Origin of the sequence: Rhodococcus sp. 114MFTsu3.1, from assembly GCF_000383555.1 — a bacterium.
Classification (GTDB): Bacteria; Actinomycetota; Actinomycetes; order Mycobacteriales; family Mycobacteriaceae; genus Rhodococcoides; species Rhodococcoides fascians_E.
Window position 1 is genome coordinate 1 of the sequence record NZ_KB911564.1, and the last position, 26,293, is coordinate 26,293.

Annotated in this window: 23 protein-coding genes, 1 tRNA gene and 1 pseudogene; 11 read left to right on the plus strand and 14 right to left on the minus strand. The window is 60.4% G+C overall.

Annotated elements, in window-relative coordinates; translation table 11 throughout:
- Window positions 1-174, minus strand: a pseudogene (locus H292_RS27525) (helix-turn-helix domain-containing protein); the annotation flags it as partial.
- Window positions 175-285: 111 nt separating this feature from the next.
- Between H292_RS27525 and H292_RS27530 the strand changes: the two are divergent.
- Window positions 286-1,098, plus strand: coding sequence for a Glu/Leu/Phe/Val dehydrogenase family protein (locus tag H292_RS27530; RefSeq protein ID WP_155949837.1), 813 nt, complete (start codon window positions 286-288; stop codon window positions 1,096-1,098).
- A 44-nt stretch (window positions 1,099-1,142) separates the two neighbouring features.
- On the opposite strand, the gene H292_RS0125645 is transcribed toward H292_RS27530, so the two are convergent.
- Window positions 1,143-1,931 (minus strand): hypothetical protein, encoded by a 789-nt coding sequence (locus tag H292_RS0125645; protein ID WP_143545118.1) that lies wholly within the window; start codon window positions 1,929-1,931, stop codon window positions 1,143-1,145.
- 203 nt (window positions 1,932-2,134) lie between these two features.
- Here H292_RS0125645 and H292_RS0125650 point away from each other — a divergent pair, with 203 nt between their 5' ends.
- A complete protein-coding gene (locus tag H292_RS0125650) occupies window positions 2,135-2,761 on the plus strand; it encodes a TetR/AcrR family transcriptional regulator (protein ID WP_037189082.1) in 627 nt (208 codons plus the stop codon).
- 220 nt (window positions 2,762-2,981) lie between these two features.
- Here H292_RS0125650 and H292_RS0125655 read toward each other — a convergent pair whose 3' ends face one another.
- Genes H292_RS0125655 through H292_RS0125670 form a run of 4 tightly spaced genes read right to left on the minus strand, consistent with a single transcriptional unit; the run spans window position 2,982 to window position 5,413 of the window.
- Complete coding sequence (locus tag H292_RS0125655) at window positions 2,982-3,866, minus strand: LysR family transcriptional regulator (protein ID WP_020113301.1); 885 nt, start codon at window positions 3,864-3,866, stop codon at window positions 2,982-2,984.
- A 36-nt stretch (window positions 3,867-3,902) separates the two neighbouring features.
- Window positions 3,903-4,091 carry a hypothetical protein gene (locus H292_RS0125660; protein ID WP_020113302.1) on the minus strand — a complete coding sequence of 63 codons (189 nt, stop codon included), beginning with the start codon at window positions 4,089-4,091 and terminating at the stop codon, window positions 3,903-3,905.
- 54 nt (window positions 4,092-4,145) lie between these two features.
- Window positions 4,146-4,718: an ester cyclase gene (locus H292_RS0125665; RefSeq protein WP_020113303.1), complete on the minus strand. Its 573-nt coding sequence runs from the start codon at window positions 4,716-4,718 to the stop codon at window positions 4,146-4,148.
- Window positions 4,715-5,413, minus strand: coding sequence for an SDR family oxidoreductase (locus tag H292_RS0125670; protein WP_037189094.1), 699 nt, complete (start codon window positions 5,411-5,413; stop codon window positions 4,715-4,717). The genes H292_RS0125665 and H292_RS0125670 overlap by 4 nt, the downstream gene beginning before the upstream one ends.
- A 1,759-nt stretch (window positions 5,414-7,172) precedes the next feature.
- On the opposite strand from H292_RS0125670, the gene H292_RS0125685 reads away from it, so the two are divergent.
- Together H292_RS0125685 and H292_RS0125690 are read left to right on the plus strand one after the other, a co-directional pair.
- Complete coding sequence (locus H292_RS0125685; protein WP_020113307.1) at window positions 7,173-7,994, plus strand: hypothetical protein; 822 nt, start codon at window positions 7,173-7,175, stop codon at window positions 7,992-7,994.
- 340 nt (window positions 7,995-8,334) lie between these two features.
- Complete coding sequence (locus tag H292_RS0125690) at window positions 8,335-9,972, plus strand: DUF726 domain-containing protein (RefSeq protein WP_020113308.1); 1,638 nt, start codon at window positions 8,335-8,337, stop codon at window positions 9,970-9,972.
- Window positions 9,973-10,000: 28 nt separating this feature from the next.
- Here the strand turns inward: H292_RS0125690 and H292_RS27535 are convergent, their stop codons facing one another.
- Genes H292_RS27535 through H292_RS0125700 form a run of 3 tightly spaced genes read right to left on the minus strand, consistent with a single transcriptional unit; the run spans window position 10,001 to window position 11,578 of the window.
- Window positions 10,001-10,657 carry a hypothetical protein gene (locus H292_RS27535; RefSeq protein WP_020113309.1) on the minus strand — a complete coding sequence of 219 codons (657 nt, stop codon included), beginning with the start codon at window positions 10,655-10,657 and terminating at the stop codon, window positions 10,001-10,003.
- On the minus strand, window positions 10,654-11,088 hold the full coding sequence (locus tag H292_RS27540; protein ID WP_081631908.1) for an HIT family protein: 435 nt from the start codon (window positions 11,086-11,088) through the stop codon (window positions 10,654-10,656). The genes H292_RS27535 and H292_RS27540 overlap by 4 nt, the downstream gene beginning before the upstream one ends.
- 1 nt (window position 11,089) lies before the next feature.
- Window positions 11,090-11,578, minus strand: a complete 489-nt coding sequence (locus H292_RS0125700) for a TIR domain-containing protein (RefSeq protein ID WP_027499093.1) — start codon at window positions 11,576-11,578, stop codon at window positions 11,090-11,092.
- 111 nt (window positions 11,579-11,689) lie between these two features.
- Here H292_RS0125700 and H292_RS28260 point away from each other — a divergent pair, with 111 nt between their 5' ends.
- Complete coding sequence (locus tag H292_RS28260; protein ID WP_143545117.1) at window positions 11,690-11,881, plus strand: hypothetical protein; 192 nt, start codon at window positions 11,690-11,692, stop codon at window positions 11,879-11,881.
- A 116-nt stretch (window positions 11,882-11,997) separates the two neighbouring features.
- Here H292_RS28260 and H292_RS27745 read toward each other — a convergent pair whose 3' ends face one another.
- Complete coding sequence (locus tag H292_RS27745) at window positions 11,998-13,302, minus strand: sigma-70 family RNA polymerase sigma factor (RefSeq protein ID WP_020113311.1); 1,305 nt, start codon at window positions 13,300-13,302, stop codon at window positions 11,998-12,000.
- An 88-nt stretch (window positions 13,303-13,390) separates the two neighbouring features.
- Here H292_RS27745 and H292_RS27550 point away from each other — a divergent pair, with 88 nt between their 5' ends.
- Genes H292_RS27550 through H292_RS0125730 form a run of 5 tightly spaced genes read left to right on the plus strand, consistent with a single transcriptional unit; the run spans window position 13,391 to window position 22,548 of the window.
- The gene (locus tag H292_RS27550) at window positions 13,391-15,004 is read left to right on the plus strand and encodes a nuclease-related domain-containing DEAD/DEAH box helicase (RefSeq protein WP_196806201.1); all 1,614 of its coding nucleotides are present in this window, start codon (window positions 13,391-13,393) and stop codon (window positions 15,002-15,004) included.
- Window positions 15,001-18,237, plus strand: coding sequence for a helicase-related protein (locus H292_RS27555; protein ID WP_037189085.1), 3,237 nt, complete (start codon window positions 15,001-15,003; stop codon window positions 18,235-18,237). The genes H292_RS27550 and H292_RS27555 overlap by 4 nt, the downstream gene beginning before the upstream one ends.
- Window positions 18,237-20,111 carry a DUF1998 domain-containing protein gene (gene drmB / locus H292_RS28680; RefSeq protein ID WP_027499094.1) on the plus strand — a complete coding sequence of 625 codons (1,875 nt, stop codon included), beginning with the start codon at window positions 18,237-18,239 and terminating at the stop codon, window positions 20,109-20,111. The genes H292_RS27555 and drmB overlap by 1 nt, the downstream gene beginning before the upstream one ends.
- Window positions 20,108-21,202, plus strand: a complete 1,095-nt coding sequence (locus tag H292_RS0125725; RefSeq protein WP_155949838.1) for an AAA family ATPase — start codon at window positions 20,108-20,110, stop codon at window positions 21,200-21,202. Before drmB ends, H292_RS0125725 begins: the two co-directional genes overlap by 4 nt.
- Window positions 21,199-22,548, plus strand: coding sequence for a hypothetical protein (locus H292_RS0125730; RefSeq protein WP_143545116.1), 1,350 nt, complete (start codon window positions 21,199-21,201; stop codon window positions 22,546-22,548). Before H292_RS0125725 ends, H292_RS0125730 begins: the two co-directional genes overlap by 4 nt.
- A 118-nt stretch (window positions 22,549-22,666) precedes the next feature.
- Here H292_RS0125730 and H292_RS0125735 read toward each other — a convergent pair whose 3' ends face one another.
- Complete coding sequence (locus tag H292_RS0125735) at window positions 22,667-23,752, minus strand: DNA cytosine methyltransferase (RefSeq protein WP_020113317.1); 1,086 nt, start codon at window positions 23,750-23,752, stop codon at window positions 22,667-22,669.
- Window positions 23,753-24,025: 273 nt separating this feature from the next.
- Here H292_RS0125735 and H292_RS27560 point away from each other — a divergent pair, with 273 nt between their 5' ends.
- Entirely contained in the window at window positions 24,026-24,718 is a 693-nt protein-coding gene (locus H292_RS27560; RefSeq protein WP_020113318.1) for an NgoMIV family type II restriction endonuclease, read from the plus strand.
- A gap of 304 nt (window positions 24,719-25,022) precedes the next feature.
- On the opposite strand, the gene H292_RS28915 is transcribed toward H292_RS27560, so the two are convergent.
- The 3 genes from H292_RS28915 to H292_RS0125755 form a co-directional block, all read right to left on the minus strand.
- The gene (locus H292_RS28915) at window positions 25,023-25,169 is read right to left on the minus strand and encodes an antitoxin VbhA family protein (protein WP_256977352.1); all 147 of its coding nucleotides are present in this window, start codon (window positions 25,167-25,169) and stop codon (window positions 25,023-25,025) included.
- Between the two features lie 658 nt (window positions 25,170-25,827).
- Window positions 25,828-25,901: transfer RNA gene (locus tag H292_RS0125745), tRNA-Lys, on the minus strand.
- An 89-nt stretch (window positions 25,902-25,990) separates the two neighbouring features.
- The gene (locus H292_RS0125755) at window positions 25,991-26,212 is read right to left on the minus strand and encodes a DUF3618 domain-containing protein (RefSeq protein WP_020113319.1); all 222 of its coding nucleotides are present in this window, start codon (window positions 26,210-26,212) and stop codon (window positions 25,991-25,993) included.
- Between the last annotated feature and the right edge of the window lie 81 nt (window positions 26,213-26,293).

Consider the following 26,293-nt stretch of genomic DNA (forward strand, 5'->3'; position numbering starts at 1 on the left):
GAACACTTCGAAGGGGTCCGGTGCGCTGCGTTTGCGCGATCCCGGGGTGGTCGTGCCGTTCAGATACGACCGGATGGTCTTACGGTCTCGGCCGGTGTGACGGGCGATCGCCGAAATCGTCCAGCCTCGTTTGTGCAGGGCGTGTACTTCCACATCTTCCTCCCATGTAAGCATGAGGAGCGGGTCTCCTTCGGATAGCTGGTCGGTGGTCAGAGACCACCAGCATCGTGGGAGACCCGCCCTCGTTGGCGATGCCACACGGGTGGGGAATTTCAGTGAGCACTAGTGGGGAATTTCGATGAGCGCCGTCAGGACATCAAGACCCGGGCTTTGCTCCGGTCGTACGGACGCTTCATCGACACTCTCGGCGGCCGATACATCTCGGCGGGCGACGTCGGCACCGGCGCAGACGACCTCGACGTCATCGGAGAACGGACTGCCCACGTGGTCGGACGGTCGGCGGCCGCGGGCGGTTCCGGCAACAGTGGTCCGATGACTGCTCTCGGCGTCTACCAATCCTTGCGTGCCGCGGCCACCTCGACCTGGGGCACGCCCGATCTCACGAATCGTGTGATCGGGGTCGAAGGCGTGGGAAAGGTCGGCTCCGAGCTGATCGCCTTGCTGGTGCGAGCAGGGGCGAACGTCATCGCGACGGACGTCGACGTCGAGGCAGTGCGCGCTGTTGCAGCCCGCTTCCCTTCGATCGTCGTCTGCGACGATGTTCTCGACGCCGAGTTGGACGTGTATGCCCCCTGCGCGCTGGGTGCGACCGTCACCGTCGCTTCCACCGACAGGATGACCGCATCTATCGTGTGCGGCGCAGCAAACAACCAACTCCGGACTGCGGACGTCGGCCAGTATCTGCACAGCAAGGGTGTGCTGTGGGTGCCCGACTACGTTGCCAACGCCGGCGGACTCATCCAGGTTGCGGGGGAAAAGGACGGTGTCGACGCGCAGTGGGTCCGCCACCGCGTAGAGAGGATCTACGACACGGTGTTGTCGATTCTCGACCGCTCCCGCTCCGACAGTGTTCCCCCAGGCGAGGCTGCCGACCGAATCGCTGGCGCACGCCTCCGGCTCGAACGGAACGGGGTGTGACCGGTCTCCGCGCAAACAGCACGCCAGTCGAGACCCGGATTGTCTCAGGTTGCTACAGACCGGTGGGCCGCTTCGATCCAGTTGCTGAATTCGCAGGCGAGATGCCGCTGATGTTCTGCGATCAGTCTTGCCGGTGTCGTGCCGGGAAACTGCACCGTCAGCACAGCGTCGAGGTTTCCGTTGACATTGCGAAATTGATGTCGCACACCGCCGATGACCAGACCGTCATCGAGAACAGCTGATCCCGCGACCTGGATGGGATAGTCGTGATCGATCTCGATCGTCAACGACGCCGTTCGGGTGTAGTCGACCAAGAAGCGGCTTGCCGCAGGCGATCCGCCCGTCGTCTCGATGACCTCCTGACGCCCGTCGGGTAGCCCCCGCAGAAGGTAGTGATCGGGACACGCGTCGAGCATGTCGGTTTCTGCATTCGTGACGGTCAAGTTGTCGAACCACTCCACGGAGCGTTCAGCGTCCACACCTGGGACCTGCAGCCGTGTCACGGCATGTCGGGTGCGGCCGCGACTGGCGGCAACACCGATACGCGTGAGACGCTCCGATACTGCCATCTGGCGTCGGAGCGCAGCGTAGATCCCGGCATGTCCGAGTTCGTATTTCAATCGCGTCAATGCAGACCGTTGCTCGGCGAGGTTGGTCGACAGGAGCTGTTGGACCGACTGATTCGGCGACAGCTCGCGCATCGCCCGCTCCCCCAGCTTGGCCGCGAATGTGGTGAGCACTTTCGTTGCGCGGGCGGACTCCCACTCGAGCACACGCTGTCGAGACACCGTTCTCGCCCCGATGGTGGCCCGAATGTCCAGCGACTCTTTCATCTTCATTCCCCATCTCAGACGCGTGATCGAGCTACTCCGGTGGTAGGCGACCGAAGATGAGCGACTTAACGCCAGCAATTATTGCGTTAAGGATCCTTTACCGCAAGAGGGCAGGTGCTCGGGTTCGTCGAACGGTTCCCCTCAACCGCCCCGAACAGGGTGTAAGTGGATCCTGGCAGGCATCTAGCGTAGAAACAGAGCCCATGGACCGGGCCACACACGACATCCCTGAATCCGCGGCGGGTGACGGCGAGGTGCGTAGGAGAACCGGCGGCAGATCGGCACGTGTGCGGGAGGCGGTGCTCACCGCAACTCTGGACCAAGCCCGCGAACACGGTATCGAAGGATTGACCATCGGCGACATCGCCGCACGCGCCGGCGTCGCCGAGACGACCGTCTATCGCCGGTGGGGTACTCGAACCGCGTTGATCGCCGACGCTGTCACGGATCTCGCAGCTACCCATAATCCTGTCCCGGACACGGGAACCCTGCGCGAAGACCTGATGGTGGTCGCCGACCAGATAGCGCAGCTGATCTCACGACCGGGCATCACGCGTTTGATCGGAACGACCATCGCCCTGTCCGCCGATCCGGACGTCAGCGCCGCACGAAACCGGTTCTGGACCGAGAGATTCGAACAGAGTTCCCACGTGATCATCAGAGCCGTCGAACGGGGAGAGTTGCCCGCGAACACCGATCCCCGTTCGGTACTCGAAACACTCTGCGCACCGATGTATTTCAGACTGCTCGTAATCGACCAGACTCTGGACCGCGCTTTCATCGAGCAGTGCATCGACCACACCTTGGTTTTGTACGGCGCAACTTCCTGAGCGGTGCCCCCGCTGCGACAACGACAGTCACCGCACCGTCGAGTGGTGTCGACGATGTGAGGGGACGTCGTGATGAGCCGGTAGCCGCACGTCTTTTTCGCCGTCATCAGTCGAGGTGCTGAGCCCACGTTGTGTCGACGTGACGGTGCCCTGTCTGTGTGCTCGATCGGGGTGTGCAGCGCTGGGGGTCTGCCGGCCGGGCCCCATAGGCGGGCGCCGATCAGCTGCGCCGCGCTCCCATTCCCCGCGCCAGCAGGTCGTCGACGAATCGGCGGGTCAGTGCGTCCGTGCGCGTTCCGACCATCGCGACGACCGCGCGTTGCAGCGGTGGCCGCATCGGGGTGACGATGCCGGCGAACCGCGCGGGGAGTGCGGTGGTCGGAACGAGCGCGATTCCGAGCCCCGCGTGGGCGAGTTGTGCTGCTGTAGTGGCGTTCCGGGAATGGGTGACAGCATCGAGCTCGACGCCGTGGGTTGTCGCGACGGAGTCGAACCACCCGCGTAGACCGTTCGACGGGTGGTAGTGCACGATCGGTCTTCCGGCGAGATCGGTCCACGAGATGGCAGGCTCGTCGGCGAGATCGAGCCCCTCCGGAATCACCGCGACGATGTCTTCCGTCCCGATCACGTGGGTGACGCCGGTGAACTGCGTCGAAGCCGGACCGACTGCGAGGTCGATGTCGCCGTACGAGAGTGCGTCCGCCATCGCATCCGCGCTGGCGAACTCGGTCAGGTCCAGGCCGATGTGCGGATACTTTCTCGTCCATTTTCGTAGCGTGGGCGCGAGGACTGGGACAGTCATGCTTTCGGCGCACCCTAGCCGTAACCGGCCTTCGCGTCCCTCCGCCGACGCTCGTCCGATCCGGACGATTCGGTCGGCAGCTGAGAGTGCGGCCCGCGCATCGTCGAGCAATGCGCGGCCGGTCGGGGTCGTCCGAACCCCGCGCGGGAGACGCTCCAGCAGCGGGGTGCCGATTTCTGTTTCCAACGACGCCAACTGATGAGACAGCGCAGGCTGTGAGAGATTCAACTTCACTGCCCCGGCGGTCACAGAACCGGCGTCCACCACGGCGACAAAGCATTCGAGGGCTCGCAGAGTCGGCATCGGTCGAGCGTATTCTACGGCGACAGTCCGACGGCTCTAGCTTGAATCCCTCTTCAGGTAGCGGCTTGTCGTCTGAACGAGCATCGTGCTGAAGAAGATGCCGATCAGCGTGAGGATTACGCCGGACCGAATGTCTCCGTCGATGAAGTTCGTGACGGCGACGACGTAGGAGATCACGACCATGACGATGCCTGCGGCCATTCTGATCCTCGGGTCGACGTTCATGTGTGTCAGCTCCTGTCGTAAGTAATGGTGTGCGATGGTGGCGGCTCGGTTCGGTCAGCCGACCGCGACGAGTCCGGCTTGTCGGAGGAAGGTGAGGTTGTCTTCGAGGTGCCAGTCCGAGTCGATGCGAGCATCACCGACGTGCTGGATGTCGATCGCACCGAATTCGATCGGTTGTCCGGTGCCGGTGCGACCGTCGTACGTGCCGGTGAAATGACCCCGGAAGATCAACCGTGCGGTGAAGGTGTCACCAGTGACGTACAGATCGACGAGCTCGCACGTCAAGTCGGGCACCGCAGCGCGGAACGTGTCCGACGCCGCGACGGGTCCCGCTGGGCCTTGCGGGCGTCCTGGCGGCAGTGTGTTGTCGACGAAGCCGGGGTCCACCGCTCGGTCGAGATATCCCGTATCACCGGTATTCCAGAACGTGTACAGCGTCTGCGCGATACGGACGACCTCACGGGTTCGGTCCGTAACCGGTGCATCGCCGACGTTCACCGTCCCCGGCGCGACCAGGTCGACCGCAGAATCCACCAGAGGCCGGTCGGTGGTCGTCGCGCGGGCGGAACACGCCACCAGTGGCAGCGTCACGGCCACTAGGGCAGCCATTGCCGTGAGGAGTTTCATGCCAACCGCCCTCCCCCGTCGACGTGCAGGGTGACGCCGGTGACGAAGGCGTTCGTCAGCAACGACAGTGCAGCGGCCGCGATGTCGGACGGTCGACCGACTCTGCGTACGGGGTTGGTGCGCGCCGTGTCCGCGAACAGTTTGTCCTTCCCCGGTCCCATAAAGTCCCAGGCCCCCGAATTCACGATCCCAGGTGACAGGGCATTGACGCGGACGGGTGCAAGTTCGACTGCGAGCGCCTCGGTCAGGAACGCCACCGCCCCGTTCGTCGTCGCCATTACCGACTGGCCGGGCGCAGGTCTCCACGCAGCGACACCGGAGAAGAACAGGAACGAACCCCCCTCTCGCACCTGCGGCGAAAAGTGCTTCGCCAGCAGAATCGGTCCGATCACTTTGGCGTCGAATGCGTTTCGGACTGCGGTGCCGTCAAGATCGGCGATGGGTCCGTTCGCATGATCGGCAGCGAGGTTGATGACGTGGTCGACCGAGCCCACGGACGAGACTGCCTGCGCGATGGAGGACTCGTCCGCGAGATCCATCACCACCGCACTCGCTCCCGGACCCAACAGAGCGACTGCTGCGTGGAGAGACTCACGGCGTCGGCCGGCGACGACCACCTCACCGCCGCCGTCGAGAACAGACGACGCAATGGACCGGGTGATCCCCGACGCTCCGCCGATCAGAAGTACTCGCATTCGAATGACCCTTTCGTTGTGTATGTGTGCCATTCGAGTGAAGCAAGAGAGCGACCGTCGAACAATCGATACTTTCTCTCATTGCCATCGATACCTTCGATACCGGCCATCCTCGCCTGATCTACGAATTGATCGAACTCATCCCCGTCGAGTGAAGCGGTAGCCGAAGCAGCGTCGCTCAGTGGTCTGCCGCCGGCCTGAGCTCGGGTGCGCGGTAGCCGCGGCCTCCTCGTACCCGATCACGGGGAACAGTGCGGTGGTGTCGCAGTTCAAATCGTCTCCGTTGAAACAGGATTCGATGAAGTTGGTGTACATGTCGCCGAGAATTGTTGCCGAGCAACACTGTCCATCGAATCGCTCTCACCCGACACCGTGGGAACCAAATGTCGACCGTAGTCGCTCACCGGCCGGAATCCCGGACGCCACCAGCGCGGCACCGTCGGACCGCATGATGGCATCACGCGGTGCGAACTCGATGCGACTCGTCGGGTTCGTGGTAGGTCATGCACAAGCACGCGCGGAAACGCTTCGAGAAACTGTTGAGAGAGATGAAGGAGCCCGACATGAGGCTGGGCGACGGAGGTCCCAATGGGGTACGGACCTGTTCGAACTTGGGCGCGTGGGTACGAATCTGGACGACAACATCCGCCGGTGTAAGCGTCGTCAGATTTCGACGACGACGGGGTCAGTGGCACGTATAGCGGCGCGCATGCGGAATCCCGCCCCGCAGCCCACTCTCGTGGCGGTCCGGAGGTCGACTTCCGACTGCTTCCCATCTTGCGCAAAATTCCGCCCAGAGCGCTCCCTGACCTCCTGGCCCTTACCAACTGGGCGTGAAGCTAAACGAACTGAGACCGGTTCTCACCGTCGACACGGCTAAAACCAGGTGTGACCAGCAGCTGCTGCTGTTGCTACTCATCACTTCGAGCTCAAAGTGATGAGTAGGGCTGAAGTCTGCAGAATCCAAAACACCCCGCCTCCAGCTTTGCGCTGGTGACGGGGTGTTTCTGGGTGCGCCATCAGGGACTCGAACCCCGGACCCGCTGTAAAAGAGATAACAATTCAGATGTATCCACCGAGGTTCATCACAGTGTGGCTCAGCAGGGAGTCTGGCGATTCGAGTGACCACCGGCGTACGGGTGAATCCACTCGCATCCGGCCCAAAGTGATGAGTAAAAGATGACCTCCGTCGACCTGCTCCCGGTCCACCGGCGTCCCCTACGGTTCCCCATCGTCTAAACGGACCGCCGTGGCCATTCGACTCCACCTCGTTTCAAAGTGATGAGTTCGAACCCGTTCTGAAACAGCGGCCGTCAGACCTGCCAGGCCGATCCGCTTCAATTAACAACGCGCACTCTGCGATGAGACAGACTACCGAAAGCAAAGAGCCCGGGTCAGCTGCATGAGCTGAATACCGGGTTCTTCGAGCTTCTTCAACCGGGTCACGTCCAACGACGTAGCACCGGCCTGTGCACGACGATCGTAGCTCTGCCCGACAGGACGGCTTCTACGTCCGTCGCCTGGGTCAGTCTGACCGGCGACTGACCCAGGCGCGGCATCCGAGGATCCCCACAGACCGAACGTTCTCGTTTGGGTGTAACGCGACGGACCCGCCAAGCGGTACAGCATCCGCGAAGCCGGAGCGCGGCCTCGAACGAGTCCAGGCAAACCGTCCACTAGCGTCGGACCAATGCCCGGATATCGACCACTCGCCGGTGTCGAACCGAACCGGCCGCACTAGCGATCGGAGATCGGGACCATGGGCCTGCGACTGGGCGGAAGTATCGGACCATTGTTCGGGTCGGTACGGCTGGGCGTGCCGCGTGAGGCAAAGTCGCTCGGCCGAGGGATTCTTGGTCTGATGGGCACGGCAGGCTTCGCCGTGCTGATCGTGTTCGTGCTGTTCTCGTCCTTGATCAGCTGGGTTACGGGCATCCCAGTTGAGCTCGTAATGAGCATCCTGGCGTGGATCATCGGTATTGCAGTAGCGGCAGCGCTGATCACCGGAGCAGTAATGCTCGCCTCGCACCTTCGGCGACAGATTCGTACTCTGCCACGCGGGCGTGCCCGCAGAGAAGTACAAACACAGGCGTGGTTCGCGGCGACGTTCGTCTACGGCTTCGCGGTTTGGGGCGTATCCGTCGTCATCGCCGGATTGTTCAGCATCGACGCATCGACCGTCGCACTCATGGTCGTTCGCATGACGTTGATCGGACTGACCGGATACTGGGTGGGTCTGATTGTGCGGTGGGTCAAGCGACGGAACAACCACCCCGCGTCCACGTCATGGAATGCAGGCCATTCACACGAACCCCTTCCCGCCGCGGACGAAACGCCGTCGTTGGGATCGCGCTTGTCCGCCATCAACGAGGCAGCTCGGGAGGAACGGGACTTCATGCGCCATCAGCGCCGATCACGGAAAGCGCTGCAGCAAAGAGTTCGTGAAGACCGCAAGGCGGGCCGATTCGTTCCCGCCTTCGCGGCCGAGGCGACAGCATTGCCCCTCACTTCTCTGCGGAACTATCGGCGAATGAGCGACCAAGAACGGCAGGCAGTTCGGCTGCAGTACGAAATTCGCTAGGTTGTCCGCACGATTGGGCCCATCCGCCCTGTCGAGCGTTGAATGCTATCGCATCGCGCGTGTTGTGAGCCGCCGAGGGCGTGGTTCGACCTCAGTGAGGCAAATTCTCGGAATGTTTCGTTTGATTGCGGGCCTAACGCAGAAGAGGGCTCGGGCGCGTCGGTTTCATTCTCTGGACATAGGACTATCTGCAGTCGTTCGACTCGGCCATCGGCGACTACACGACCGTGATCACAGTTCCGATCCAGGTCAGACCGTCGCCGGTAGCGACCTGTAGCGGGCCGATCGCACGCGATAGATTTACTCCGAAGCTGGTCGAAGATATTCAGGAAGGCAACTGGTGGGAAAGTCCGCTGAAGTCGAATTTCGCTCACTCGGTCAGGCCGAATTCGAATGTGAGGTTCGCAGCCCGGAAGGGTTGACGATGCGCTGCAACGGTGCGCTCGGCGACCTCGAGCCTCGTGTTCTCGGTGACGACGCGTTGGGCACCAATATTGCCTTAGTTCACAACGCATGGGCGTTCGCCAAGCACGATCATCTAGACCGCACGCTAACAGACGGCGCCGAGCGGACCAGTCATCGCGAGCAGGCGAGGGCACACCGTAAAACTGCAGCTGGCATCGCAGAACTGATCGACAAACTGGGTTCCACGTCGAAAACATCATGGTGTTCAGCATGCTTCACCCGAAGCGACCATCGACGGCTGACGCAAGCATTCGGCACGATCCCGGCATATCTCTGCGAATCGTGCGGATCGCCGACACTGGGATGCGCAGGTCCAGGGTGCGCGAACATGGCCACGCGAGGTTTCGCAGCCGTGCTCGTGCCCCGGTACTGCGCTGAGCACAAGCACGATATCCCCGGGTTCGAAAAAGCGTCGACGAGCTTTGGGGTGCTTGAGGACTATCACGAATTTCTCAAGTTCGAGCGACGCAACCTCGCACTAGGGTCACGAGTAGCAGCGATCTCCGTTCTTTCCGCGGGCGCCCTCGCGACCGGCGCTTTTCTTGCGGCCCCCGCGATCGGCGGGGCAATCGGTAGCCTGAGCATCGCAGGGGGTGGCTACACGGGCGCAGCCGCGACCAGTTACGGGTTGGCTCTGCTCGGCGGCGGCTCGATCGCTGCGGGTGGACTAGGGATGGCCGGCGGCACTGCAGTCGTCGCAGCCGTCGGTGGAGCCCTTGGCGGTGCGCTGGGCAGTTCCGTGACAACTGCATACATAGGTGCAGACAAGTCGTTTAACATCGAACTGATCAAGCCGGGGTCCGGCATACCCGTGATCGTCGCGAACGGATTGTTCAGCGAGGGGTCGGACACACGCGCGGACTGGAAGAAGCTGATCACGCGACGCTACCCGGATTCACCGATCTATCGAGTTCATTGGGGGAGCAACGATCTTGGAGACTTAGCTGCAATGGTCAAGGCGCTGGGTGGACAGCCGGCAGCGGTACTCGGAGTCAAGGGGCTGGCGGCGAAGGCGGGAAAGGCGGGCGCGAAGAAGCTCGGACCGTTGGCACCTGCGCTAGTGGCAGCGGCCCTTGCCAAGAACCCCTGGCACACTGCACGAGTCAAGGCCGACCGGACGGGTGTGGCGCTAGCAGGACTGTTGGCGAGAACCGACGCGAAAAGCTATGTGCTTATTGGTCACAGCCTGGGTGCGCGCGTTGCAGCCACAGCGGCCGAAACCCTTGCGACGTCAAAGAACAAGCCGAGAATCGACACTGTCCACCTGCTAGGCGCCGCCATTGGGGCGAAGGGTGACTGGCGACTGCTCAGCAAAGCAGTCACCGGCGCCGTGCACAACTACCACTCATCGAACGACGCTGTCCTCAAATGGGCCTACAAGACCGCCCAAGCTGGACAATCGGCCGTTGGATTCGTCGGCTTCCGTACCGAATTCGCTCGGATTCACGACCACAATGTCTCCGCTATCGTCGCTGGCCATTCGAAGTATCTTCAAAACGTGCAGCTCTGCTGATCAGACCGTGAAGCCGACGATTGCTTTCTCATTGGAGTTCGGTCCGATTCGGGCGGTCGGCGCAGACGTGCATGGTCGCGGGAAACGCAGTTACCGCACCGTCAGAATAGCTAAACAGAACCGCCGGTCGTAATCCCCCAGCAGAATCGGCGGGTGGGTGCCAATTCGAGTCGGATGCACCGACGCCATTTCGATCGACATGATGGGGCTGTCGAGCGTCTGGGCACGGCCATTCCGGCTCCTGATTTTCGTTGCCACCGTTGCTAAGGGAGATAATAATTAGTACCACTCCCGCAAAAATGAGGGGACCGTAAAAACCGCATACAGACCAGGATAGATACGACTTGTTCTTAGGCCGTGACGTCAAGTTGCTCGTGTCCATCGACAACGGGGTGATCGAGTTGTCCTCGACGATGGCATCGTATAAGTCGCGAAACCGTTTCTCGTTGTGCAGGTATAAGCCGTCGATAATGCAGAAGACGATCAGGCCGACAATGCCTAAGAGGAAGAGGTACCAACTGTCACGCACGACTGCCACCCCAAAAGCAGCGCCAGCGATTGTGATCGACCAGCCTTTTGCGGTTGAGGAGGCGCTGGCCATACGCCCGATGACGGCTGACACCAACTCAAGATGTTTGCGTCGATCCTCACGGTCTTGCTCGTTCTGGATATCGTAGCTACTCACGAGAGATTGGTCAGGCTAGTGCGAACCACAGTAAGGCAGGCGTTTTTCGCATCTTCGGACCAGTGCGTCTCGGTCGGCCAGATTCGACCCATCGCGTCGTCTGCCCAGCGTGGCACGATATGCACATGAAGATGGAACACGGATTGCGTCGCGGCGCTGCCATTGGACTGGATAATATTTAGCCCGTCAGGGCTGAGACCGGATCGTATTGCGCGTGCCACTTTGAGCGTTGCGGAAGTCAACCGCGTCGCGTTCGACTCGTCAAGTTCCCAAATATCTGCGAAATGGCTGGTTGGAATCACTAGCGTATGCCCCAGAGTGGCTGGATTGGTTGGGAAAAAGGCGACAACGTCGTTCGTTCGGAAGACCACACGAGCGGGCTCGTCCTTAACGACTATTTCGCAGAAGTCGCAACCCGGCTTGAGAATCACGTCAGCTTCGCTTCTTCGCGCCAGCGACCCATGTTTCAATGTTGTCAGCGATCGTTTTGTAGACGGCCTTACTGTCGGACCCCGCCGGATCGTGCAGGATGATGTGTCGGTCGAGGGTGCCGCCGTTGTTAGCCAACTTGACATTAGCGAAAGGGTTTGACCCACGCGTCGAAGTCTCACCCTCGAGGTTCTTCAGCCCGTGAATACGTATACCGACCAGAGGTCGGCGGTCGTCCCATGCTTTCCGTATTTCATAGTCGACCCACCGGCTAGACGCCGTTTCTCGTCCCACCAATACTACAACGGCACTCTTACGAAGCATCTGTTCGTGGATCCACTTCTCAATCGCCGCATCTGTTTGGCGTTGCACGGACTCCCATTCCTGTGCCGTGACCAGCGAGTCGTTGGTGATTGCTCCGATCTTCAACACCTGCTGAACGCGCGCAGCGTCGCTGTCGTAGTGAAAACTGGTGAATATTGAACGTGCCATGATCACTCTGCTTTCCGTGTGTCGAAGTGCACAAGCCAGATTAGATGACATCACCGACAACTTGCCGCACGTGAGGCTCAGTCCAACCCTGGTGACGCTAGTCTTGGCTTCATGAGTAATCCTTGCTCGCCCGGCACCCACCCATGTAAGCCCCTCCGGAATTACGCAGCGGCGATCGTCAACATCGGTACCCCCAGCGACATCGCGGACAGCATCGACGACGCCGCGTCCGACACAATGCGCGCAGCGAGCCCACAGGAGCGCCACGCACAGCAGGTTCTAGCGGCGAAATTTCAACCCTGATCACACAGCGTCCTACAGACCGACCCATGCCGCGAAACGGTTTGGATCGTCGTGCGTTCCTCCAAGGCCGTTCTACAGTCAAGGAACGCTGTCGCAAATTCTGGGCGCTTTGGCAGTCAGGTGCCCGCAACCGCCCGCCCCTTCTGAGCACTACCACCGGACGCAGATGTCCGACGGTCTGCACTTCCTGGGAACCAATAGATTCCGTTTGCCACTGACTTCAGATAGTACAACCGCCCCTCATCTTGCAACTTGGCCATAGCTTTCTTCTCGATCTGGCGGATCCTTTCCCGCGTCACGCCATACACCTTTCCAATTTCTTCGAGTGTCATCTCGTCTTCGCCGTTGAAGCCGAAACGCTTGGAGATGACGCCGGCCTCACGCTCGCTCAGCGTCTCAAGAACAACTTGAACAGAATCTTCTAGCAGTGCTCGCTCGACATGGCTGTACGGACTCATCTCTGAATCTTCGAGATCGAGAATGTCGGCCAGGGTTGCCTCACTGTCGCCAATCTTCATATCAAGGGATGGCAAATCGGGCGGTCCGAGTTTCAAGCACTCCATGACCTCTTTCTCCGAGAATTCACACTCCCGAGCCAGTTCGTAGACGGACGGTGGGTGGCCGTCGACTGTAAGCAGCTCCCGTTTGAGCCACACCTTTCTGAGTTTCTCGACCATGTGTACTGGCAGCCGAATCAGGCGCGCGTCGTTGGCGACACCGCGTGTAATGCTCTGGCGGATCCACCAAGTCGCATACGTCGAAAATTTGTTCCCTTGCGCCGGGTCGAACATCTCGACTGCCCGGATGAGGCCAACGCATCCATACTGAAACAGATCGTCGTACGTCATCCCGTTTTGTGGGAACTTCCTTGCGATCGAATGGATCAGCCCTTGGTTGTGAAGGAAGAGGCACTCGGCCGCTTCCCTTGCAGTCCCGGATAGTCGGCCGAACTCGCCTTGCTCGAGAGGCCGCTGTTTCCGTTCCCGGATCAGCAGCGACAGCCCAACCTCCTGTTGTGCCGTCAGTAGCACCTTGGCCTGATTTGCATGCTTTCCATCTTCGGCAATCTGCCGCTCGGCAGCAGCGATGGCGGTCTCAGCCTCTAGCGTGGCGATCACTCGGCGCTCACCTTGCGGCGCTTCCTCGAACGGTGAGTTGGACCCGCCGACGGCGCCTGCAGCGTCCGCGGCACCGATAAAGGTGCCTGCGGCATCAGGAGATTTCGAATCGGTTGGCTCGGGGGCGTCCTCAACGACGCGGAAGCCAGCCTTGGCTAAGAGTCGTTCGATCTCCGGCCGAACTACGTCAGTCGACACCTGTAAAGTCCCGAGGACTCGCTCGAGCCGGGTACGCCGGATCGCGCCATCACGAATGAAGGGCTTGAGTTGCATCAGGACACGTGACAGGTATTGCAAATCCACGCCTCCTCCTTTCCAATACGAGCGGCATGCCAGCGCATCCGGCAGGATTGCGTTGACAACGAGAATACGGAGTAGATAATTGCGGATGGTGCCGACAGAACTCGGAAACGACGAGGTCACCTCCTCCGAGCGGCGTGTCTTCGATTCCCTGGCGTCAGGCGGGCTTCGCGGCACGGCGCTCCACTCACTCAACCTTCCTGAGCATGCCTACAAGCGAACAGGTGAGCTCGACTTCGTGCTGGTTCTCGAAGATCTAATACTCGTCATCGAAGTCAAGGGCGGCCAGGTCTCGTGCCACGACCGCGTGTGGACCTACCGAGACAGGGCGGGTCACCACCGAACGTCACGCGAAGGTCCGTTCAATCAAGCACAAAGCGGGATGTACGCACTGCGAGATCGCCTGCGCACGCGAGTCGGGCACGCAGTCGATGACATTGCATTCGGCTACCTCGTTGTGACTCCTGACGTCGACATACCCAGTGGCTTCGAGTGGGCTGACGAGACCTACTGCGGAAGAGGCCCTTACAACCGTGGGCTTGACAGGGCGATCGAACGCGCACAAGCATACTGGCTTGCCAAAGAACCGCGCCGATTCGTCATCGACTCCAACCTCCATTCCCGTCTGATGCACGACCTACGCCCATCCTTTGATCAGTCGCCGCTACTCGACGCGCGCGCAAGCGCACTCGAGGCGTCGATGGTTCGTCTCACCGATGAGCAATACTCGAGACTCGATCTCATCAGCGAGGAACCCCGTGTGATCTGCAGCGGCGGAGCGGGCACGGGAAAGACCTTCCTCGCAACCGAGGTCGCACGGCGCCAGTCTCTCGTCGGCCGCCGCGTACTCTTTACCTGTCGAAGCACAGTTTTGGCGGCCTTTGTAAAGGAACTACTGGCAGGGACCAGCGTCGATGTGATGGCAATTGATGAAATACCGGTATCCGGCTCCTACGACGTGCTGGTGGTCGACGAGGCTCAAGACCTCATGACGTTCGACATCCTCAACGATCTCGAAAGTGTCATCGCGGGCGGGTGGGCAGACGGCCGCTGGGTGATGTTTCTCGACCAAAACGCGCAGGCACACTTCTACGGCGACTTCGATACCGACGCCCTGCAGTATGTCGAGTCCTTCCACCCCGTCCGGCCCACGTTGAAATTCAATTGTCGCAACACCCGTGAGATTGCATTTCAGACCCGCGCCTACACCGGAGCCGACACCGGCGTAGCTACTGCAGGTGCCGGTCCCGAAGTAATCTACGCGAACATCTCGAATCGACAATCCGAGACAGCCGCCCTGGAAGCACATTTGCGCACCCTCCGAGAGAACGAAGTACGCCCTGGGAACATCACGATCGTCTCCGTACGGGGCGACTGGGAATCATCCGCCGCGAAAGGCCTCCGAGACTTTCGCAAAGGGCGACTAGAACGAGTGACGCCTGAGCGCGCCGCTAACTGGCCCGGGACAAGCATGTCCTGGGCATCAGCGATAGATGTCAAAGGCATGGAAAATCGATTTGTCTGTGTAATCGACATCGATTCGGTGACGTCCGAGAAGGAGGCAAATTTGCTGTACGTCGCGCTGAGTAGGCCGCGGGCCGGTCTTTGGGTAGCCGTAACTTCGGAGGTAGGCGACCAGCTCAAAGGACTCTTCAAACTACACAGCGCAAGCGCGCTGGAGGCGTACAAGAAGGCGAAAGTATGACATCACTGGCAGACACACGAGACGACGTCGTTGCCTACGTCAGGCGACAACTGGTTGGTCCCTTCGACGGTCCCGATGAGGTCATTTTCGATCCGCCGAATCGCCGCTATCTCATGGGCATCCTCTTCCCCCGGCAAGGATCGTTTGCTGACTATGCCGAGCACGAGGGCGAGGAGACCGACGACGCGGGAACAGACGCCGGCGAAGAGAACCGGTACAGCGACGACCCTGTGTCCGCGGCGAACGACTTCCTCCCTGCCTCCCAGGGTATGTCGTTCTTCACGACCGCCTCCCAGGTGACCGTTCACACCCGCGCCGCATACTACGAGACACTTAGTGGTTCTCTTGCGGAAGCAGCTATTGCAGAGAATGAAGGCAAGGCTGGTCCAACGGGCACACCGGAAGTGAGCCAACCGAAGAGCCATTCGAAGAGCACTGCCAAAGTTTGGCGGCGACATCAACTCGACGAGGCTGACGCCACTATCACCGCGGGCACCGGAAGCAAACTCGTCTTGCAAGATCGTGCGGAGTTGCACGTCCGTTGGCGTACTTTCCCTCATGGGTCGTTGGTCACCGTGACGCTCGTCAACGCCAGGGAGGCAAGCAGCGACCACCCTGAACGTGACTGGGACGACATGCTGCTCCAGACAGAGTTCGACGTAGAAGTTCCTGCAGGGACGCGGGTCATGGAATATCCGAATGTCGCCTTGACCTCACACGACCCCGAAGAGGAAGAGCTCCGTCTTATCCATCGTGAGTCTCGAGTCTTCGCGATCGGCCACGGTTGCTCGCCCCAGTGGACGGAGGAGGACGGGCTCGTGACAAAATTGAAGACGGAAGTGATGCCCGCGCACATCGTTCCCCGGGTAAGCGCGGAAGGTAACCCTTCCCCGGCTCTCGACGTCGCGTGGTTAGCGGACCCGACAGTACCCGTCGAAACACTCGTGAATGAGTTGAACGTTTTCATCGATCAGTATGAAGAATGGATCGACGGCGTTGAGGAGAAGTCCGTCGGGTTACCTGAACGTCATAAGAAAGCGTCGAGATCGGTGATCGATCGCCTTAAGCGCGCCAAGAGTCGAATGCGTTCCGGAGCAATGGTGTTCGCCGACCACAGCGACCGGGAGAAAATCGTCCAGGCTTTCCGTCTCGCTAACGAGGCGATGCTGATGCAGATGCGCCACAGTAGCAGGGACCTGGCAGGTAACCGACACGCCCGCGAGGAGGCACCGGAGATGCCTGGAGAGTACGAACCCGGTGCGAAATGGCGCCCGTTTCAGCTCGGATTCTTCCTCACCACACTACGCGGCCTCGTCGAGGAACAGCACGAGGATCGCGATGTCGTGGACCTTATTTGGTTTCCCACGGGCGGAGGAAAAACCGAGGCTTATCTTCTGGTCGCCGCCTTCGAAATCTTCCGCCGACGTCTTGTCCTCGGTGCGACAGGGCTCGGCACTGCCGTGGTCAGCCGGTACACCCTCTCACTCCTGACGGCCGACCAATTCAAGCGGACCGCATCCACTACGGCGGCCTGCGAAAAGTTGCGTCGCCGGAACGCCGGCAAGCTCGGAGACGAACCCATTTCGGTCGGGCTGTGGGTAGGTGAGTCAACATCGCCGAACGACTTTGGCAAAGCAAAAGAACGCTACGACGAGCTGCGCGATGCGGGCGAGACCGACGAACGCTTCCTCTTGGATCGGTGCCCGTGGTGCGGAACTGAAATTGTGCCCAGAAAACACCACGAAGACGATGAAAAGTACGGCATAGCCGCGACTGACCACTCGTTTCAGTTCAACTGCCCTTCGACAAAATGCGAGTTTCACGACAGCATTCCTGTACACGTAATCGATCAGGCTCTGTATCAGAAACCTCCGACATTTTTGTTGGGTACCGTTGACAAGTTCGCCCAGCTCGCATGGCACCCAGACTCAGGAGCCTTGTTCGGGCATGCGATCGACCGCAGGCCCCCTTCCTTGATCATCCAAGACGAGTTACATCTCCTCACTGGCCCACTCGGAACCACCGTCGGGTTGTACGAGTCCGCGATCAATTTGCTATGCGAGTTCAATGGCCGACCGCCGAAAGTGGTTTCGAGCACCGCGACTATCCGCCGGGCCTCTGCGCAGATCAAGGGCCTGTTCGGCCGAGATGTCGACTTGTTCCCCCCGACTGGGATCGACGCTGATGACTCTTACTTCGCTCGGGTAGACAGAACATCGCCGGGGCGTCTGTACGTAGGCTTGATGGCGCAGGGCCACACCTCCGACACCGCGGTCGTGCATACAGGCGCGGCGCTCTTGCAGGCGCCGGTGGATCTGATTCTCAAGGGTGAAGCGCAGGATGCATATTGGACGGTGGTCGCCTATCACAGTTCACTGAGGGAGCTTGGTCGTACGGTTACGATCGCACGCGACGATATCAACTCTCGCCTCGGCAGCCTCATTGTCGACAGGCCCCGCCGAGAGTACGAGGTCGAGGAACTATCCGCCCACGTCCCGCGCGCCCTGCAGCCTCGGCTACTCGAGCGGCTTAATCTACCCGTGTCAAGCGGCTCGGTCATCGACTTCATCGCGACAACGAACATGTTGTCCGTGGGAGTTGACGTGCCCCGTCTGGGCTTGATGCTGGTCAATGGCCAACCGAAGTCGACTGCGGAATACATTCAGGCCACGAGCCGCGTAGGTCGAAAAGCAGCCCCGGGGTTGATTTTTGGACTGTTTCGATCCACAAAGCCTCGTGACCGGTCACACTACGAGAACTTTCGGGCCTACCACTCGTCGCTTTACCGTCACGTCGAACCGACGAGCGTGACACCGTTCTCGCCTCCGTCCCGTGACCGCGCACTGCATGCCGCCCTGGTGATCCTAGCTCGACACCGGGTCGGCATGCGGAGCGACGGCAGCGCAGGGCAGATCCTTCAGCGACGAGCCGACGTCGAGGCAATGGCTGACCGGCTCGTCGAAGTCGTGGGTCGGGTGGAGCCGCGCGAGAAGACCGGCGCACGCACGTACCTCGACAGGTTCGTCGAAGATTGGGTCGAGAGAGCCCAGCGGGCAGACGAGCAAAACAAGCTCCTGTACTACCGCCCCAATGGGAAGGGTCAACTAAATCTCATCAGACAATTCCATACCAAGTCTCAGGGCTGGCAGACCCTCGGCTCCATGCGCAACGTCGATGTCGAGTCGCTAGTCGAGGTTGCAAAGAGCAGCGGAACCACGGGGAGTGGTATCTAGTGCAAAGAAAAATCAGGCAGTCACAGACGATCGTCCCGTTCGGGGTCGGTGCCATATTCGACATACAAGGCGAGTCGTTGGTCGCCTGTGACACGTTCCGTTGGGGACCCCGCGGCGAGCGGATTCAAAGCGAACGGCTTGCCGCTGTACTTGGCGTCGCGGAGTTTCGTGCCGCTCCGGCGGTGGCGAGTAACGCCTGGGCGGCATCATCGGCGGGCATCCCGTACTCCCGCTTCCCTAGCTGGTTGTTCTGTCAGCATTGCCGACGCATGACGCGGTGGACCCGTGCCCTGGAGCAGGCTGACAAAGCACCCACCTGCGGGTCTTGTCCGGGACGAAAGCAACTCGTCCCAATGCGCTGGGTGCAGATCTGTCCTTCCGGCCACATGGACGACATCGACTGGAAGCGTTGGGCGCATTCGCGGAATAACAACCCCGAAGCTCGCCAGTGTCAGAAGGAGAATCTTTTTTTCGAGACAGTTCCGGCCAAAGGCGCAGGCGGTCTCGACACCCTACAAGTGCATTGCCATAGCTGCCACAGCCGGCGGAACCTCATGGGAGTCACGTCCCAAGGATCCTTAAAATCGATTGGGATCAAATGCACGGGGCGTCAACCCTGGCAGCGCCGGGATGAACGAGTTGACTGCGACGAAATACCGCTCGCGGTCCAGCGAGGCGCGAGCAACGTCTACTTTCCCTCTGTTAGTTCTTCGATCGAAATTCCGAATCCTTCTCGAGCGGACAGTCAAAGCGAGATGGCGCTTGCGATCAAGGCGGACAATCTGTTCCTCGCCCTCATGGGCATGAACGAGGACGCCCCGATCTACGACCAAATGGTTCAAATGCTTGCCGAACAGCACAACGCCAGCTCAGATTACGTAGCCGCCCTGGTCCGAGACGAGAAGAAGCGGGAGGCGGGTAGAGGGACCGCTGTCGAAGCGACGCCCGGGGATCTACTGGGAGAAGAGTGGGCGGCCTTCCTTACCGAGATGGACAACAACGAGGACCCCGACTTTCAAACCCGGCATTTGGAACTGGTCGTCGGAACTCCCACTGAGGTGACATCGACCCTAGCCGACAAATTCCACAAAGTGGTTGTCGCTGACCGCCTTCGCGAGGTGCGGGCGCTCGAGGGCTTCCACCGCGTCACGCCGGGCGGAAGGGACAAGCTCGTCCCGGTCGCACTCAATCACAAATCCAGCGTTAATTGGCTGCCAGCAATTGACGTTCGTGGTGAGGGGATCTTCCTATCACTCGACGAAGGCCGTCTCTCAGTGTGGGAGGAAGAAGACTCAGTTCGCAACAGGGTAGCTGCACTGGAGGGCCGACTCGATCGCTCATTCATGGCACCTCGACTGAGAGAGCGTACTGGTCCGTTGTTGTCCCCCCGATATGTCCTCCTACACACCTTCGCGCACCTCCTCGTAAGGCGCTTAGCATTCGAATCCGGTTACGCTGCAACTAGTTTGCGCGAACGCATCTATGCACGCAGCGCACCCGGCGCGCCAGGGGCATCCAAGCAGGCTGGAGTATTGATTTACACGGCAGCTGGGGACTCGGAGGGAACATTGGGCGGACTAGTTCGTCAGGGAGAGTCGCCTCAGCTCCAAGGCAGCATCATCGAGGCGTTGCAGGACGCAATGTGGTGCTCGTCGGACCCACTCTGCAGCGAGAACCTGGCTTCTACTTTCAACAGTCTGAATCTTGCCGCCTGCCATGCCTGCACGCTGCTCGCAGAAACGAGCTGTGAAAGCGGCAACTATCTGCTCGACCGGGTGCTCGTCGTCGGCAACGGCGAAGTCCGTGGCTACTTCCAGGACGTACTGGATGCCGCTGTGCTGTCCGCAGGTGAGGGAGCGAGGGGCCTACAGTGAGACTCCCTTCGTTCGAAGACCTGTCGAAGGAACAGGATCTCGTGTATAATCTCGACTTCGACGGCAATTTTCTTGTGACTGGGCCTCCTGGAACCGGCAAGTCGGTAATGGCGCTTTACCGCGCGCAGATCCTATCGTTCGACGAACGTGGACCTTCGGTATTGATGTACAACAACATGCTGCAGCAGTACACCGAGCAGGCTGCTACTGAGATGGGCATCGCCAGCTACGTAACGACGTTTCACGCCTGGCTTGGAAAATTCTGGTGGTCTACGTACAAAGAGACAGTGCCCAGTCTGCAACCGTACGTCCCAGACTGGCCGGCCATCTGGCAACGATTCGCGGCGGAACCGGTCGATGAGACGGTTCTGCAGGACGTCCTGGTGGATGAAGGACAAGATCTATCCCTCGACTTCTTTCGACTGTCACATTTCCTTGCGAAGAACGTCACCGTATTCGCCGACGAGAACCAACAACTATCAGATCAGAACACGACCATCGACGAGATCGCGAGGGCGATCAAGCCGAAAGAGCGGCTGGAGTTGAGGCGGAACTATCGGAACACTGTCGAGATCGCAAAAGTCGCTGCGGCTTACTACGCTGGTTCGCCGACCGGCATCCCAGACTTGCCGACCCGGCATGGCGAACGGCCGACCTTGAGGCAGCATGAGAACCATGAGGCTCTCGCGGACTTCATCACTCGATACGCCAAAGCCCGCAGCAACCTCACAATTGGAATTGCTTGCTTTACAAGGCGATTCCAACTTTTTCTTCTTCGAATACTAGAAACGAGGAAGCTACCTGTCCAGGTGCAGACGTACATTGCCGGTGACAATCGATACAATAGCGTTGGGTTCGACACCCCCGGAATTACGCTCTTGAACATGCAGTCCTTGAAGGGGCTCGAGTTCGACACGCTGTTCGTTCCGGAGCTGCAGCAAGTCACTCGTGATCCGTCGTCCGCTGCTACAAGAATGCTATTTTACGTGGTGATGTCGCGCGCTCGAGACGAACTTCACTTGTCCTACAGCGGGGGTGGCGAGATCCCCGCGATCCTCGATTGCGTCAAAGGATTGGTTCGGGAGCTGTGAAACAGGAAGACAGTTCGCCCTCCGAGTCCCCCCTACCGAGGAACCCCTTTGGGGGCCCCGAAGAGACTGTTGCCACGCGCAGCAATATCGAGTCGGATGAACATGTGCTCGAATCGGTTACGCCTACAACCGGTTCGGCGGTCTATTTTCTAACTAACCGTATGAACCTGAACGGGGCGCTCAGTTCTCGTATCGTCGCACCACGGGAGTCGCACGCGAAGTACTACTCTGATCTCCTCGAACGAACCCCAAGCTGGGTTCCCCTACTGACACGTCCACCATCGGCTGCGCTCATCGAAGCAGTCACAGCCGAGAGGGGCGCTGGAGGGGCCGTACTGGTCGAATTTGCTCCCGGCGCTATCGACCATGCGAACGGCGACGCCCCGGTGGTTTACGTCCCCGCCCTCCCGCTTTCATGGGCAGTCGCGATCCACTTCCGCGATGAGCGCGACCTGCGCGAGCATCGAGCACGGACATACGCGAACGTGCATCTGCACGATGCGCTCCTGCGAGTCTCCCCCGCTCTATTTACTGGCGAATCATCGCAAGAGGCTCCGTTCACGCCGCCGCCTCAAGCCCACGCGATTGACTGGGGTCATATAGACCGTATTCGAGGGGCCATGAGCGCAGCCGTGGCGTCGGTCGAGAACGGCAAGCAACTGGAGATCGCGGGGCGTTTCTTGGGCCTGGCGGATATGCCAGCTGGGGTAACGCTGCCACAGTGGATGAACCCGCGTGAGATCGACGACCTCCCCGGTACGAACCGTCCTCCAGCCCCGCAATCTGGAGACTCGGACATCGAGGTCTCCGACCAAGTAGGGTTCCGCGCCGCGTACAGCGTCTTGGGCGACGAGGATGCGACTAAAGCGTGGAGCCCGAACGGAATACTGGACGCAGTGACGGCCAGCGTAGGAACGTTCGATCTGCCCAGGAATGCTTCGCACACAATTGCTCGGAACCTCCAGCGGGTCCGAGCTATCGTCAACGTCGAAACTGACTTCGAACCATTCCGACCCACCGGCCAGGCCCTGGTCAGCATCAAAGCTCTGCTGCTGGTCCTCCTGCGACCCGATTTGAAGCAGCTTCTCGAGTGGCCTGCGACAGAGACGGGAGCGGACGACCTAACAAGAGTTACCGCCGCTGTGTTGGCTGGCAGACTCCGCGGCCTCGCACGCGAGGCGACCGATGTACGGTCAGTTGCATTCGATGACATGACCGCCAGGTGGGCAGCGCGCGCGGCATGTGGGCGAACAGAGCCAATCGGGAATGTGCAGATCACCCGCGACGGCGAATGGACGAGTTTGTCGCTGGACCGGACTGTGATCGCAGCCTCAGCTGCCTTATGACCGTGCGAACGGCACCTACTGGATTTCGCGATGCGCCTGAAACCGACCGGCGACGCACGCCCTCGCTCGGATCCGCGATCTCCCCACTTGACGCCGCCCAGACAGCGACTCGATGGAACTACGTCGCCTTCCGCCGCGAAGCTGGAGCACGCTTATTCAACAGGCGCGCGAGGTGCCGAGCGATTGCCGTAGCAAGCTCCGGCGGAACAGCGTTCCCGATCTGGCGAGCGACCTGGATCTTGGTGCCTTCGAATTCGAAGGAGTCCGGGAAGGACTGCAGCCTGGCCGCTTCGCGGTGCGTGATCGGCCGGTCGGCGACCGGGTGGAGGTACCGTCCCTTCTCTGGCTTGTAGAACTCCGTCCGCACCGTTACGGACGGCCGGTCCCACCACAGCCTGCCCATCACATCGGTCGTTCCGGTGGGCTTGTTTGCCCAGCACGCCGGAAGCAGGTCCGGTCTGTTCGCCGCGAGATCGAACCGGTTGCCACCCTCTGGGATCGCTCGGTACCGATCCAAGCTCATGGGCCGCGCGTTCCGACCGAGGTGCAGGTCGAGGTGCGAGCCCGAAGTCCCAATCTCGGTTGACGCCGGAATCGCGGGCAGGTCACCAATCGCGTCTCTAACGGTGTTGTACGGGACCGCTCCAGGCGATTCCGGCCCGTGGGTCGGAGGAGGAGGCCAGGGCACGGTCTTCAGGTTTCGGACAGCGAGGAGGATGCCGCGCCGTCGACGTTGCGGGACGCCGTAGTCCGCCGCGTTGAGCACACCGTAAGAGAATCCGTACTTCTTCAACTCTGGATCGGTGTCCAGTAGCTCAAGGAGCTTCGCGAACTGCGCGCTCTTCTGGAACTCAGGTACGTTTTCGATCACGAATGCCTTGGGCTTGACTTGCTTCACAGCACGAAGGAAGTGCTGCCAGAGCTCGTTGAGCTGCGCCCTAGATACATCGTCACGGTTCCGGCCGAGCGGTGAGAATCCCTGGCAGGGCGGGCCGCCGAGGATGACATCGGCCTTCTCGAAGTGTTCGAGGTCTTCAATCGGTCCGTCGTAGACGGGGCAGCCGAAGTGACGTTTGAACGTACGCGCCGCAGCAGACTCGATCTCGACGGCATGAACTGGCCTGTAACCGAGGTCCGCGAGCTCGAAGCCCAGAGACAGACCGCCAGCACCCGCGAACAGGTCAAGTGTACGAATATCAGCCATTGCCACCCTCCGAAGATCCGTTCGATCCTACTCGGCCATCATTGCCGGAAGGTCCGACAGATAAGCGTGTCGGTGCAAAGTCTTCGAGTTCATGCCGGCATGGTCTGTTCTGTGACTGCCCCCTTCGCTGCTGAGCTGTGCGGCTACCGACCGAATGGAAACCCGTCCACATCGGACAACAACGACTCGGGATCCGTCGAGTGGGGGCATGCCCTGTTTCGCGCTCTGGGGGTCGCACCTGAACAGCCGGAGATTCCGAGAGTAGGCAGCGTGATGGAGACCCGCGCCGCGGAGCATCTTCAGTCATTGCGACCCGATCTCCGTATCGCGAACTCCAGGCCGGCGTCGGAATTCGAGCAGTATAAGCATCTGAGCGTGTTCAGAACTTTCACAAGGAACTACAAGGGGCCGTCAGCACTGCTTTCAGCCGTCGAGCTAGAGCTAGAGAAGGCCTTACAGGCCGACACAACTGGCGTTCGGTCTCGTATTCGCGCTGCAGCCGCGGAAGCCGCAGCCGACCACGAGCTCGTGATGCAGCTCAGTGACACCATGCCGGAGGAGTCGATGTTGAAACTGGACATCACCGCCTCGGCACCAACAGATACGGCCCGCCTCCTGGTCGGCTTGTCCTCGAAGTGGTCACTCCGTACTGACCGCGCTCAGGATTGCGTGTCGCAAGGCGCGAAGCTCGTCAGTCTCCGACGTGGACATATGCCCCATTACGCGGTGTTGACGATGGAGCCGAGGCCCTCGATGCTGAAACTGATTGCTTACGGATCCGGTTCGGTGGACTGCGTCTACCACGTAGCGCTACCTGAGCTCCGCGTCGCAGCAGCCGAGATCGCAGCTACGAAGCGGGAAGGTGTGGACGGATGGCCTCCCCGCCTGATGCTGGAACGGATGGTGTCGCAGGGCCGCGTCCGCTCCTACGGACAACTCGTCGACGAGATCCGCCGGGTCGCCTGAGAATTCGCTACTGCAAAGACGGGCCATGGACCATTTTTGCGCACCTCCAGTGGACGGGCACCCGACGACATGGCGTCGAGGCACGTTCAGCACCATCAAAGGTTTGATCCGGCTCGATCAAACACCGAGAACTGCGGGCGCCACAGTCTCAGCAGCCGAATCTTCAAACGCATTGCCGAAGTTTCAGAATGAGACTCCTGGTCCAGTCAATTCGTAATCGCCGGAATCCCTCGGGACTGCATCGTCCACCGAGCGTGCATCGGGTCAGGCGTGGTTGTATCGGCTGCGCACGCGATGCCCAAACTCAGCGATATCCTATGTCGCCGTGGACATACGCGTCCTGGTCCGCACGGGTCGCGTCGGTATTGCGCCCACCCTCAAGGGCACTACTGGTGCGAGCAGCATCAACAGCTCGCGCCCGCTCAGATGCTGCTGTTCGTACCAACGGCACTCGCCACCTTCACATCCGCCGTTCCATCGAAGCGCCTGTCGCCCCAAAGTTTCGGGCGTGCGAACCCTCGGACAGCACTTCACAGCGCTTGACCACCGACAAAGTGCTTCACCCCCGTCAACACCGGGCCCGTGCCTCAGCCGAAAGTTTGCGTTCGCTAGACGCCTTAAAGTCTTCAGCGCGCACCGCTGGGAGGCTTGCGATCGCCTCCCAGCCAACATTCCAGGTCCCTCGATCACAACGGCAGCCGGCGCATCGAGATCTTCCGAATGCTGCGAAGCTCGGATGGCGCAATATAGAGTCTAGCGATAAACACCGACGGCCAGCTTGTCCGGCAGATCCGTGATGAACCATCAGCGTTCAGGTGAGGCCGCGTTTTCAAAAAGATGAGTAAGTGATGAGTTGAGCGTCCACAGGCGTCTTTCGGGTGACCGATCAGGGATTCGATCGCGCGATTACCCAGGTCAGCAGCAGGCTGCTCGAACTTGAATCCCCGAATAATGCGATTGGGAGTCAAGTCTCCGAAACGCCCTACGCGGCTTGAAGACCCGCAGGTCAGAGCGCTGACTAATTTCGAAAGATCCGCGGCCACCGAGGCAACCTCGGACAACAAAAAGTGCCTCTGAACAGCGTAAACGCTGTTCAGAGGCACTTGGTGTGCGCCATCAGGGACTCGAACCCCGGACCCGCTGATTAAGAGTCAGCTGCTCTAACCAACTGAGCTAATGGCGCCGATCCGCACCGCGTGTTCTCTGCGGTGCGGGAGAAACATTAACAGGAGAAACTGCCAGTTGTGAAATCGCCTGGTCAGAGGGCCTGTGTCAGCTGAAGATCTTGCGCACGACGAGTACGGCGACTACTGCGCCGACACCGATGAGCGTGAACTTCACCGGCGGCTCGTTCAGCTTGGCAACGATGCTCTGCTTGGTGTTCTCTGCGATTCGCTTGGGACTGGCCCGCACGCTGAGCTCGTCCAGGGTGCTGGCGAGCTGGTTCCGAGCTGCCTCGATCTCGCGCTCGATTCTGTCGGTGTCCCTGGCCACGTGTCCTCCAACTTGTTGCAAATCCTGGCTGTCACTGTCGAGCCTAAAGCACTGCGTGTCTCGGACCGGCTCGGTGGTTAG